Source organism: Methylobacterium sp. WL19, assembly GCF_008040005.1.
Lineage (GTDB): Bacteria > Pseudomonadota > Alphaproteobacteria > Rhizobiales > Beijerinckiaceae > Methylobacterium > Methylobacterium bullatum.
The window spans coordinates 1-13,018 of sequence record NZ_VRVC01000134.1 but is presented as its reverse complement, the minus strand read 5'-3'; the positions used below and the strand labels follow the sequence as shown (position 1 = coordinate 13,018).

Below are 13,018 nucleotides of genomic sequence, written 5' to 3'. Positions count from 1 at the left end.
GGTGCGGGGCGGCGGCGGGGCCTCCGGGCGACGCATGGCATCACCCACGGGGGGGACCGAGAAGCGCTCGGTCGGCCCCGATCCGAGAAAACTCTGGGCCCGGCTCCCAGGCGTCGACACGACGAGGCCGAGGGCGGTGAGGCAGGTGAGAATGCGAACGGACTGCATGGCGATCTCCCTCACGTCCGCACGAGTGGGTCGCTGGACCCGCGGTTCGCCTGCTTTCCTGCTCCTTCGAGAAGGCGGTCGTTCTCGAATTCCAGCATCAGCCGGACCCAGTCCGTCGCGGCCTCGCTGCCGGGAATGCGGCTCGATCCCTGGCGGACGACGAGGGGATTGTCGGACGGGCCGGGCGGAGGGGTGGGAGGCGTGTCTCCGGGAGCGGTGAAGGGCGCCGGGCGCTGGGCCAGGAGGGGGGCCTTCGCCTCCGGTTTCGGCAGGACGGCGGGTGCCTTCGCGGCCTTGGATGCGGCCTCCTCCGTCGAGGCATGCCCGGCCTTGAAGGCATAGCTCGCCGCGCGGAACGGCTCGACCAGGCCCCACCAGATCAGCTGCAGCGTGCCGGAAAGGATGTTCTTGTGCCTGCGGCGGCTCTGCTGGAAGCGCAGGAGAGCGCCGGCATCGCCGTACATCAGGCTCGCCAGCGCCCCGTAACCCTTGGGATCGAGGGGCTGGAACTGCAGGGTGACCACCACCTCATCGCCCGATTGCGTGATCTCGCCGATCTCCACCGGAAGCGGGACCTGCACGGGCGCGCCGTCGATGGGAACCACGGAGAGCTGGCCCATGCGGTGGGTGCTCCCGGCCCCCGGCGGCAGGCCCTCGGCTCCGAAACGGATGGTGCAGCCGAGCGCCGAGGCGCGCTCGATGGCCACATCGAGGGCGCGGCCCCCGAAGACGAGGCGTCCTTGCCGGTCGATCGCCAGCGAAGGGCTCGCCTCGGTGGTCCGGCGCTCGGCCGCCACGCCGAGGGCCACGCCGGCGGTGAGGAGGTTGAAGAAGTTCCACAGGCCCACGACCAGCATCAGGTTGGTGACGCCGGGCTCGAACAGGTAGCGGTAGAGGGCCGTGCCGCAGCCGATGAGCAGGATGAAGTAGACCGCGAAATAGGGCCAGGCCATGGGCGAGAGATGGTCCTGGTCGAGGGCGGCGCCCTTGGCCGTGACGTTGAAGGTCGGCTTGCGCGGCGACACGATCACCGAAATGATCGCGCGGAAGAGATAGAGGCCCTGGACGTATTCGTAGAGCTCCGAGACGAACGGCCAGCGGAACTTTCCGTAGACATAGTTCTGCATCATCAGGTTGATGACGATGTAGGTCGCAGTGTAGGCGATCGACTCATCGACGCTGGCCACGAAGATCTTCAGGTCGAAGAAGATGTGCAGCATGGGCGCGAACATGAAGATCATGCGCGGCACCGGGAAGAACCAGAACGTCATGCTCGACAGGTAGGCGAGCTTCTGGATCGGGTGGAGCCCACGCTTGAACAGCGGGTTCTTGAGCATCAGGATCTGGAACATGCCCTGGCACCAGCGCGAGCGCTGGCCGATGAAGGCCACCAGCGTGTCGGGCTGCAGGCCGGCGATGAGGGGCGTGTCCACGTAGATGCTGTTCCAGCCGCGGGAATGCAGCTCGAAGGCGGTCTCGCAATCCTCGGTGATCGTCACGCCGGAGAATCCGCCGGCCTCGTCCAGGGCGCGCCGGCGCAGGAGGGCGGCCGAGCCGCAGAAGAACGACCCGTTCCACTTGTCGAGGCCGCGCTGCGTCACCGAGTAGAACATCTCGTTCTCGGACGGCATGCGGTCGAAGGTGCGCAGGTTCCGCTCGATCGGGTCCGGATTGAGGAAGGCGTGCGGGGTCTGGACCAGGAACAGGCGCGGATCGGCGGCGAAATGCCCGATCGTCTCCCGGAGGAAGGAGCGGAACGGAACGTGGTCCGCATCGAGGACGACGATGATCTCGCCCTGGGAATGCTTGAGGCCGTTGTTGAGGTTGCCCGCCTTGGCGTGCTGGTTGCGCGAGCGGGTCAGGTAGGTGACGCCGAGCGCCATGCACAGGGCCTGAAGCTCGCTCCGCCGCTGGATCGCCTCCTGCGCCTTGGCCGGGTCGGGATCGGCGCATTTCTGGTCGGTGCCGCCGTCGTCGAGCAGCCAGACGTGGAGCTTGTCGGCCGGGTAGTCGATGAGCTTGGCCGCCGACAGGGTGGTCGAGAGGATCCCCGCATCCTCGTTGTAGCTCGGCACGAAGATGTCGACGGTGGGCAGGTCCTCGGGCGCGCCCATGGGCGGTGTGCTGCGGCGCAGCGGATCGGCGTTGATGATGAGGCTGATGAAGAGGATGAAGACGCAGTAGAGTTCGCCCAGCAGCAGGACGAGGCCGAACCCGAAACTCACCGGATCGGACGGGGACGGCAGCGTGTTCGTGACGCGCCAGAACATGTAGCGCAGGACCACCAGGCTCCCGAGGGCCAGGAAGACGAACCGCGCCGGCGGGTTGTCGAAGAAGATCCACAGCACGATCATCGCCGCCATGGCGCACAGGCTCATGGCGAGCTGATCCTGCGTGCTGATCGGCTGACTCAGCAGAGCGAGTACGGCGACCGTGGACACCAGCCACACGGTCCAGCGCAATGCAGATCTCAAAACGAGTATCCCTCTGGGGGCGGGCAATGGGTCGACGTAGGCAAGTATCGCGCGGCTGGATGAAGCTGTCGTGAGGAAGGATGCTTAACTTCGCAAATCCCGAAACACGACAGAGCCCGGCGGGCCGCGCGCACAGAGTGCGGCCAACCGGTTGCGATTATCTTGCCAGGCTCGAAATAGAGAAATCGCGTTTTTAATGTGTCGTTTTGGACAGGACCGGCCAGCTGCGACGCCGCGGCCATGCACGAGAGTGCGGTGCACCAAAACGGAACACCGCCTGTGCGACGTCAGAACGCAGCCCGGGCCTCTACGCTGGAATAATAGCCGGCGCCCTGGATCCGGTCCTTCACGTAGCCGACGCCCACGGCCATCTTGATCGGGCCGATGGAGAAGCCGGTGACATGGGCGCCGATGCGATACTGGGTGAAGAAATTGTCGCCCAGGAACATCACCTCGGGGCCGATATACACCCCGTCCGCGACCATGTATCCGGCGCGGAAGCGCGTGTAATAGGCGCTGAACTGCGTCGAGTAGGAGCCGTAGGCCGAGACCATCGTGTTTTCCGAGGGTCTGGCATAGAAATTCGCGGCGAGCTTGGCACCGACGCCGGTTCCGACCACCGGGTTGCCCGGATCGAGGATCGAGAGCTGGTTGCTCCGCACGTTGAAGCCGACGAAGCCGGCCAGGGCGGCATCGCGCCAGATCCACTCGTAGCCGGCGCTGAGAGCGGCTTCCTGCTGGTAGCCGTCGACCCGCTGTCCCACCCCCTGACCGGGATAGCTGTAGGTTCCGGCCACGGCCTCGACCCGGACGCGCGGGCCGCTCTGAAGCAGGGTGCCTTCCGTCGCGAAGGTGCCGGTGACCGAGCCGAAGGCCGAACTGTTCGAGGTCACCGCCGCCGAGGCATCCACGGCCGTCGTCCAGGCATCGTCGCGGGCGACCGGCTCGGCACCCGTGTACCAATCCGCAGCCTGCGCCTGCATCCCACCGAGGAAGGCGGGGATGAGGACAGCGGTAAGACCTGCAAAGCGGTTCATGGCGGCACGACCCTGTTGTCCCGACGCGCCCGGATGCATCCCTCAGCGGGTACCGTTACCATCGACGCTGGTTCCTTTATGTTGCGTCAACGTTAACTGGAACCTAACAGCATCCGAGAATTTACGGCCTCTCGAAACCTTACCGAAATCTTGCGCGGCTTGACTTCATTTCGTGCCGCAATCGGACTCGGACATATCCGTTGCAGGGCGGCCGATCCCTGAACCGGGCGCCGTCGCCTCACGGCAGCCCCGAATGGCGCGCGTCACCAGGAACGGCCGGTCGACATGGTGGCAGGCGGGGGACCGGTTGTTCGACGCGGGCGATCCGCTCGACGCGCTCCGGACGGGGGCGACCATCGGCCCATCTCTTCCTCGGCAAGCGACCCTCGGGTCGACGCCGGCCGATGTCTCCGACCGGCGCTCACGGGACGATGCGGGCGCCGGCCCGTCTCAGGCAGCGGCCGAGGGGGCCTTCCGGGCAGCCTCGCGCATGACGGCCGCGAGTGCGGGATAGCGGAACGGCTTCTCGATATGCAGGAAGGCGCGGGCGCTCGCCGGCAACTGGCCCCCCGGGCTCGCGAGAATGACGCGGATCTGGGGATGACGGTTGGTCATGGTCACCGCGAGCTGGAGGCCGCTCACCACGGGCATGGCCCAGTCGGCGATCATCACGTCGTAATCCTTCGCCTCGTCGATGAGCGCCAGGGCGTGCTCGGCCGAGCCGGCCTGGACGACGACGTGACCGAGATCGACGAGGGCATCGGCGAAGCTCTGGCGCACGAGGCTGTCGCTGTCGACGAGGAGGACCCGAAGGGCGGGCATCCGCGCACCGGCCTCGGACGCCTCGGTTTCCGAGGACGCCTCTCCGGCCCGGAGCCAGAGCTCCGCGAGGAAGCCCGTGCCGCCGCTCCCATCCGAGAGGAGCCGGAAGCCGCCGCCGACCTGGGTGAGGAGGGCCGACACCGCCTTGGTCGCCTCGCTGTCGCTCGAGGGCATCTCGGCGGCATGGCGGCCCGGCGTTCCGCTGGCCAGGACGATCCGCACGTAGCGGCCGGAGGCGAGGGCGATGCCCTCGTCGTCCGTCAACACCTTCTCGTCGGCGCCGATGGCGAACCCTTCCGACCCGATGTCGCGGACATGGAAGGCGAGATTGAGGAGGACGGCCTCCAGGACCTTCTCGCTGCACAGCACCTTGGCCAGCCCCGGGCGGACGCGGGTCTCGACCGAGGTCTGGTGCAGCACGTTGGCGCCGAGGAACGGGCCGAAGGCGGCCAGCGTCACACCGACATCGGTCTCCTGAAGGCCGGTATCGTCACGGCGCACGAAGTTGACGAGCCGCCGGGTCAGGCTCGATCCGCGTTGCGCGCCCGACAGGGCGGCATCGATCAGGCGCCCCTGATCCGAGGGAAGGTCATGACGCCGTTGAAGGGTCGCGAGATTGGCGATGACGATGGTGAGGACGTTGTTGAAGTCGTGGATCACCCCGTCCACCACCTTGCGCAGGACGGTACCGGTGCGGGATTCCGCGGGAGCGTCGCTCTCCCGGCGACGGCGATCGATCGGAGAGGTGCTGCCCTCCGCCGGTGAACCGCCGACGCGATCCACGTCCTTCACGGCCTCGCCGACGAATTCGCGGCTCAGCGCATGCAGGATCGTGGGCTTGGCCGTCTGCGTGTCGCCCTCGGCGCGGATGAAGCGAACGAAGAGGCGACGCTGGCCATTCTCCGCCAGGTTCCCGGTGGTGCGCAGAACGACGTCGTGCGGGCCGGGCTGATCCAGCGCCGCCTGCATCGTGAAATCCATGAGGTCGCGGTCGTCCGGGGCGATGCCGCTCTTCAGGTCGGTGAGGGCGACGGCGCGGTCCGGGACCGCATGGGCCGAACGCGTGGCGGGATCGGACCAGGTGACGCTGCCGGCATCGATGTCGATCTCCCAGTAGGTCCAGCCCGACATGGCCTCGAAGGTGCGGAAGCGCTCCCGGATGCGCGAGAGGGCCGAGCGTGTCTCCTGCAGGGCGCGGACGCCGCTGCGCTCCCGCGCGACGAGACGCTCCTCGTGCTCCACCAGTTCGGCGATGCGCGAGGGCGACGAGACGTCCTGCTCGCTTTCGCCGATCAGCTTCAGCCGTCGCACGATGCGATCGCCGACGACCCAGCCGGCGCAGGCCGTGAGAACGCACGCCGCCAGCCACAGCGCCAGGCTGCCATTGTCGGGCAGGGCCGCCTCGAGGCTCCGCGGCAGCCCGGCATTCGGCACCCGCGCCACGGCGAGCCAGCCCGATGGGCCGAGGTCGCGAAATCCAGCGCTTGGCGTCGCCTGTTCCACCACCTCCCGTGCACCGGCCGCCTGTTGCGCCATGAGGCCCGAACCGGGCCGCGCGTCGGCGCCGAGGACGGACAGGCTCATGGCACCGCCCGCGCCACGAGACGGCCCGAGCACCTTGTCCCCGATATCGCCGAGCCACGCCTCGTTGAGGCGCGCGACGAGAACATCGTCGCCTCCGGACACCGTCGCCGAAACCGGGAGCGCGATGTCGAAGACGGTCTGGCCACTGCCCCCCGGGGACGGGACGGCGACGATGGCCTGGGAGGTCCTGGCCCGCAGGAACCAGGACCGGCCGGACACGTCCCGGCCGAATCCAAGATCGTTGCCGGCGACCTTCACGCGGCCATTCGAGCCCACGAGGTTGAGTTCGGCATAATCGGGGCGCAACCTGAGCCATGCGCTCATCACCGGCTGCAGTTCATCCGCATCGAGGCGCGGGGACGCCTGCTTCAGGGTGATCGCGAGGGTCTTGAGATCCTGGACGACGTCATAGACCCCGCGATCGACCGCGGCGGCGAAGCGCTGGGAGGTCTGCGCGGCATCGAGGGGCTTGCGCGCGTCGGTCCGGCCCGGGCCGAAGATCGTCATGCTGCCCACGACGACGGCGATGCCGACGAGCGCGGAGCCTCCCGCCACCAGGGCATAGAGCGACTTCAGCGACATCAGGCTCAAGCCGGACTTCTTCATCTCATCTCACGCTGATGGTTCTCGACATCACGCCGAGAGAGCGTTCCAGACTGTCGGGCCGAGATCAAACATACCGATCAGCGTTAAAAAATCCTTTAAGCTCGACGGTTAGTGGGTTGCAATCGTTGAGGGGTTTCGAACCGAGCGGGATTTTTTCGCCGGTGCGCCCCGGCCTTTCCCGAGGCCGGGAGAACCGCGGGTGGCCCTCTGTCGTCACGTGGCGACCGGATGCGCCACGGGGGCCGAGGGTGTTCCGCAGGCCCGGCAGAAACGCTCGAAGGTGCTTTTGCGGTGGTCGCAGGCGGGGCAGCGCTCGAAGGCGCCGAGGCCGCAATGCGGGCAGAAATTCAGGCTCGGATCGTCGAGGGCGATGGGCCGCTCGCAGCCCGGGCAGGATTTCTTGGCAAGCCGCTCCAGCGCCTGGTCCGTGGCGATCTCGCCCCGGCGCTCCTCTGTCGGGCGCGTTTCCGCGAGTTTCTGCCGCTCGTTGTAGGATTGCAGGGCACCGATCGCGGCGCGGCCGGCGATGAGGGTCACGAGGACGCCGACACCGTATTGAACGTAGCCGCCATAGCTCGGCAGATAGGGGACGAGCTCCACGAAGAACGCGAAGGTCGCCGCGAAGGCGAAGCCCCAGACGAAGGGCCAGTTGCGGCTCCGCCGTCGCTTGAGCAGCAGCCAACCGGCCAGCGCCAGAAGCGGCAGCGTCAGGGCGAGGCGGTATCCGAAGACGCGCAACTCCTGCTCCCGCTCCGCAGCGCCGAGCTTGACCTCGGCCGCCCTACGCCGTTCGCTCTCCGCCCGCGTGAGCGGCTCCTCCTCCTCGGAGAGATCGAGCCGGGCCTTGGCCAACGCTTCCAGCCGCTCCTCGATGGTCCGCTCGGCCCCCTTCAAGGCATCGAGCGCCTGCGTGCGCGCGATCAGGTCGGGATCCTGATCGACGCGCTGCGTCGCGTCGCGGGTCCTCAGCCAATTGGCGAAGGTCTCGCGGGCCGCCTCCGAGGCCGAGCGCGCGGCATCGAGGGCGAGTTGCTCCTGCTCGGTCCGGCGTCGGTTGTCGTCCTGCTCCCGCCGGATCCGCTTCAGGGACTCGGCCGCCGCCTCGTCCGTCGGCCCGTCGAGGAACTGTTCGAGGGTCTGGCGGTGCTCCACCTGCGGCAGGTCGCCGACGACGAGGGAGCCGAGGCCGATGAGGAACCAGGCAAAGAGGAAGGCGATGAGCCAGAGCCCGAGCGTCAACCAGCGTTCGGACAATCTTCGGCTGGACCGCATGCGATGATTCCTGTCGAAGGCCCCGCCCCCAAATCCGCGACGTCGGGGTTGGTCCGCCGCACGTGCGTGACGGTGCCGGAAGCCGGGTGTAGTCGCCTTCGATCCTCACGAACAGACCCGAGCCGGGGCCGATCACGGATCGGTCGCTGGCCCGAGAGGAGAACGAAAAGTCGAGCGTACCGGAGAAAAGCCCGAGACTTCACATCGTCGGACTGGAGCGGGCGATCGGGATCGAACCGACGACATTCAGCTTGGGAAGCTGAGACGCGCCTTTTCGACCCCCTTCCCTGATCCTCTCCACCGCTCGCCAAACCCCTGTGTGAGCTGGGAAAATCCCTGGACCGGGTAGGTATAGAGCCTTGCCGCGGGTTCTCTTTGGCGTGACTGGTATCAGACCCCGGAGCCCGCATGCCCTCCCCGAACGCCCGGACACGCGAGCGCGCCAAACTCACCGCACGCCACGTCGAGGCCGCACGGAAACTTGTGGCGTCAGGCCGGTTGGAGGGGCGCGCTCACGAGCGGGCCGACGAGCAGGAGCGCGGCCTGGTGCTGCGCGTGGGCAAGCAAGGGGGGCCTGGTACCTCAAGACGGAGACCCGGACGGTCCGCCTCGGAGGGCATGGACCTTCCAGTCGCAGCGGCCCAACGATCCCGCATCGACCTGCGCCAGGGGCGAGTTCCGTCGAAGACGAACCTGCGGGTTTGAGAAGTGGCCCACCGGCCCAGGCTGTCCAACGAGGACGCCCGGCGAGAATAAGCGCTGAAAGATCTCGCTTCTCGCGAAATAGCTTAAAGCATTGATTTATACATTGAATCACACGTCGAGGCGGGGTCACGCTTCAAGGCCGATCCACTTCTGAGGCCGGCGACGAAACCGGGCTGAGCAGGGCGATTGCGACCACGTGCACGGCGCAGAATTTTGTACGCGACCTCAAGGGACCTGCCGTTGCACTGCTCTTGCCGACGATGGTCTCCGATCTGGGAGCGTTCCTGCCGACCTCCGGCAATCGACATGGATCAGATCCGATAGGCACGGCCGCACCGTTGGAAGCGCACGACCGCCGGACGCCATGACATCAGACGAACCGCGATCACTTCGGGGGGGTGACGATCTTAGAAATCTTGTCGCAACTCGCCTTCAGAGAAGCGGGATTCGATTGTGTCTCTACGGTCATCGCGTCGAACGCCTTGTCATAGATCCGGGCAAATTCCACCGCCGACAGCCCCTTGGTGGCGAAATCCTGCTGCAGTTTGGAGCGATGTGTCGTTGCTGTGATCCGATCGATTTTGCCACATGCCACTCCGAAGGCATCGAGCTGACCGCCCGCCTCGGCCATGGCTTCGTAATAGCCTTTCGGCGCATTCTGAGCCCACGCCGGAGCGGAAAGAACGAAGCCGAAGGCAAACGCCGCGGCGATCAGATACCCTCTATCGATCATATCCTATTCCTTCTCACATTTGGCTGGAACAGCCGGCCCCTTCACGCACGCATCCTGATCCGTTGCGAAACGATGACCGACCGTAATTCGGCGGGCCGCACCGGCTTCGACAGGATCGGAATGTCCGGCGCCCCCAGATCCTCGCGTACGCACGCCTGGTCGTGGCCGGTCATCACCAGGGCCGGTACGTCGCGGCCTGAGAGAATCCGGATCGCCGCGATGCAGTCCGTTCCCGTCACGCCATGTCCGAGATCGAAATCGGTGATCAGGAGATCCAGATCGGCGACGGCGCCCGGGATCGCGAGTTCGGCTCGCACCTGGCACCCCCATCTACGCAGGAGGCTCGCCGTCGCGATCAAGACGGCCTCGTCATCTTCCACCAGCAGCACCCGCAAGCCCCGCAGCGTCGCGGGCGGATCGAGCGCGTGCCAAGCCTTCGCGGCAACCGGCTCGGGGATGATCGGGAGATTGTCGAAGGTCACGCAGGTTCCGCGCCCCGGTATCGAGCGGAGCTCGACCTCCACGCCCAGGAGTCGGCCGAGGCGCTGGACGATCGGCAACCCCAGGCCGACGCCCTCGATGTCAGAATCGCCCCGTCGGCGAACCTGATAGAATTCTTCGAAGACCTTGGCCTGATGTTCGACGGGGATGCCGGGCCCGCGATCGTAGACCTGGACGGCGAGCCGGCCATTCCGGCGCCGCCGGCAGGCGACGAGAACCGCGCCGCCCGGCGCGTACTTGATCGCGTTGTTGACGATGTTCTGAAGCATCGTCGTGAACAGCGCCCGATCGGTCCCGACGACGACGTTGCAGGGCACGCTGCGGAGTTCGATCCCGTTGATCTGAGCGGCCTGCGAATTCTGGCGCAGAACCTCGTCAATGATCTCGTTGATCTCGACCGGTTCGAGGCGAGGCTGCACCTTGCCGCTGTCGAGCGTCGAGATGTCCAGGAGCGATTTGAACAGCCGGGATACGCTTTGCAGAGACCGCTCGATGTTGTCGACCATCTGCAGTTCCCCGGCGCCAAGCTTCGCGCTGCGCAGACAGGCGGTGAACAGACTGATGGCGTGGATCGGCTGACGCAGATCGTGGCTCGCCTGAGCCAGGAAGCGCGACTTGGACAGGCTCGCCTCCTGCTCGCGTTCGTAGGCGCCGCGCAGGCGTTTCAGCAGATCATAGATGTAGGTCGGCACCAAGATGGTGGTGAGGACAAACGTGAGAACGAGGAAGGGGTTGTCGCGCCAGTACGCGTTGACGGAGGTCGTCACCGCGATCGAGACGAGCCCGGCGACCGTCGAGATCTTCAGAGCCGTCAGACCGAACCGCAACCCGTTCCCGACGATCATGCGCAGGACGATGACGTAAAGCGGGAGGAACGGCGCGCCACCGTAGGCCATCGTGTAGGTGATCCCACCGATGTCGAGGGCGAAGGCGAGGCCGCGCCGTCTTGGACTGCTGCCCGGATGTCGCGAGATCCAAAGATACATCGCGACCGCGAGAAGCCAGTGGACCGTCAGGAGAACGGCGATGATCTTCAGGTCGGGGCCGGCGATCCCGGCGAAGACCCGGGTCAGAACGTACAGGTCGACGCATCCCATCACGACGATCCGGATGAACGCCTGCGCCTTCTCGTTACCGGAATCCTCGTCCCGCTCGCGGTTCATGTCCCTCACCGGTGGACCGGCCTCGTCGGGGCGCCCGTCTGGGATCCGCTCATGCGGAAGGTCGTTCGAGAGCGATGAGCGGCCGGGGGCTCGCCATTCGGCATTGGAATCTCCTCGAGGAGACGGGACACGAGCGTTTGGCGCATTTCGATGTCCGCGGCCTCCTGCCCATCTTAGCGGTATGCGCCCACGGCCTCGTCGATCCGGTAGACGCGGTCATCCGCGTCCGTGGCGGCGCGCACCTTTCCATCCTGTCCCCTCACCGTGCCCGTGCCCGTGAGCGCGACGCGGATCGGCGGCCAGGACAGGAGCCCCGCAGAATCCTCCGGCGGGATGTCGAGGAGGCCCTTGCTCGCACCGAACCGGCAGGCCCCCTCGTCCTCAGGCGGGCAGCTGGCCATCTCTTCGGAACCGGCAGGAACCTCGCCGACGAACGCCCAATGCAGGGGGACCTCCCGGAACCGAAGGAGAAGGATGGAGAAGCCGTTCGACCCTGCCGTCCCGTATGACTTGAGGCGAAGTCCCATCAGCAGGCCTTCCGGCTGATCGTCCTGACCACCGACCCGCGGGCTTCGTCGACCTCCTGTGCATCCCCGTTCCCGTTTCCCGTCCCGATCCGTGAAGTCAGCGTTTCCACGCCCTTCAGCTGCCAGCGAGGGGGCTCGAGGGCGTATGTCACGGCGGCGGATCCCACCAGGGCCACGGCAGCCGCCATGCTTCGATGCGCTGAACGCCCAGCGATTTGACCGGATCGCATCATGGCATCGGGCTTTGCCACAATCCCGGCCAAGCCTACATAGGGCACGTGTACGATCCGGTTCCGGCCCGGCCGGAGCCGGTCATCTCCAGATCCCGGCATGGGCCGCCTTCGCGGCAGCGGCCGAACGAGACGGAACGTTGAGGGCGCGCAACAGGGCCGAGACGTGGATGCGGACGGTGAAGGGAGAGATGTCCAGTTCCCTGGCGATCTCCTTGTTCGTGCGTCCCTTCGCGACGAGGCGCAGAACGTCCCGCTGACGCTGCGTCAAGGACGGAAGGGGGCTGTGCGTCACGGCGATCTCCGAGGTGGCGGCTCGCCGGATCACGAACTCACCCTCGTCGATCGCCGTGATCGCCAGCGCGATCTCGCTGGCGGGCAGCGCCTTGCCGATGAACCCGTCCGCCCCTTCGGCCATCACGGTACGGATCAACTCCTCGTCGTCGATCATCGAGACGACGACGATCGACGCCTTTTCGAACTCCTCACGCAAGCTGCGGATCGAACAGCGAGGATCGAGGCCGGGAAACAGCAGGTCGAGGATGAAGGTCTTCGGTGGCCGCCCGGCGCGGGCGAGCGCCAGAACCTGCTCCATCGTGGCGGCCTCCTGAACGAGCGCTTCCGGAAAGAGGCGTTCGGCGACGTGCCTCATCCCTTCGCGGAACAGCGGATGGTCGTCGGCGACGATGACGGTCTCGGCTCCTCGAGCCGTCATCTCGCGTACGCTCATGTCACTGGGAGCACCTTCCATCGTTCCGTGCCAAGCGTTTGATGGCCGGCATGCCCATCACGGGCCGGGCGCGGCATAGCTCATGTGCACTACTAGATCGATTTCCGAGGCCTGACTAGAAGTTTGCTCATGCCTAGTGGCAGGAAAGAATCCACTCCTTTTGAGAATAAGAATTATCCACCCTCAGATATTATGGCAAAAATATATCAATATGGGCACAAATTTGCGGTAATAGTTTCCAGAGAGATTGATGATGTTGGATGCTGAGCGCCAAGTTCTATACGGCTCGACCCGACTTTTCCGGTCTCGACACGCTGTCCGTCGACGTGACCTTCAGTAACGGTCGGACGCTCCCCTACACCTTTCGGATCACGGTGCCGGAGGGCGAACGCCGCCAGGCTCCCGCCGTCTCGCAAGCGCCCGCCCCGCGCGACGGCGGCAGGGGCAGCGGCCGGCCGGCCGAAAC

General features: G+C 66.3%; 8 protein-coding genes and 1 pseudogene. 1 reads left to right on the top strand and 8 read right to left on the bottom strand.

Annotated features, from left to right (window positions below; translation table 11 throughout):
- Window positions 1–179: 179 nt before the first annotated feature.
- The 8 genes from bcsA to FV220_RS20780 form a co-directional block, all read right to left on the bottom strand.
- Window positions 180–2,630, bottom strand: a complete 2,451-nt coding sequence (bcsA, locus tag FV220_RS20815) for a UDP-forming cellulose synthase catalytic subunit (protein WP_187273479.1) — start codon at window positions 2,628–2,630, stop codon at window positions 180–182.
- 299 nt (window positions 2,631–2,929) lie between these two features.
- Window positions 2,930–3,625, bottom strand: coding sequence for a cellulose biosynthesis protein BcsS (gene bcsS, locus FV220_RS20810; protein ID WP_051074350.1), 696 nt, complete (start codon window positions 3,623–3,625; stop codon window positions 2,930–2,932).
- Between the two features lie 504 nt (window positions 3,626–4,129).
- Window positions 4,130–6,691 carry a response regulator gene (locus FV220_RS20805; RefSeq protein WP_147833078.1) on the bottom strand — a complete coding sequence of 854 codons (2,562 nt, stop codon included), beginning with the start codon at window positions 6,689–6,691 and terminating at the stop codon, window positions 4,130–4,132.
- 213 nt (window positions 6,692–6,904) lie between these two features.
- Window positions 6,905–7,963, bottom strand: a complete 1,059-nt coding sequence (locus FV220_RS20800) for a zinc ribbon domain-containing protein (RefSeq protein WP_147833077.1) — start codon at window positions 7,961–7,963, stop codon at window positions 6,905–6,907.
- Between the two features lie 1,090 nt (window positions 7,964–9,053).
- Entirely contained in the window at window positions 9,054–9,401 is a 348-nt protein-coding gene (locus FV220_RS20795) for a hypothetical protein (RefSeq protein ID WP_056147842.1), read from the bottom strand.
- A 41-nt stretch (window positions 9,402–9,442) separates the two neighbouring features.
- Window positions 9,443–11,065: a hybrid sensor histidine kinase/response regulator gene (locus FV220_RS20790; protein ID WP_147833076.1), complete on the bottom strand. Its 1,623-nt coding sequence runs from the start codon at window positions 11,063–11,065 to the stop codon at window positions 9,443–9,445.
- Between the two features lie 173 nt (window positions 11,066–11,238).
- Window positions 11,239–11,592: a hypothetical protein gene (locus FV220_RS20785; protein WP_056147848.1), complete on the bottom strand. Its 354-nt coding sequence runs from the start codon at window positions 11,590–11,592 to the stop codon at window positions 11,239–11,241.
- 312 nt (window positions 11,593–11,904) lie between these two features.
- Window positions 11,905–12,552, bottom strand: coding sequence for a response regulator transcription factor (locus FV220_RS20780; protein ID WP_147833075.1), 648 nt, complete (start codon window positions 12,550–12,552; stop codon window positions 11,905–11,907).
- 260 nt (window positions 12,553–12,812) lie between these two features.
- On the opposite strand from FV220_RS20780, the pseudogene FV220_RS20775 reads away from it, so the two are divergent.
- A pseudogene (locus FV220_RS20775) lies at window positions 12,813–13,018 on the top strand (hypothetical protein); the annotation flags it as partial.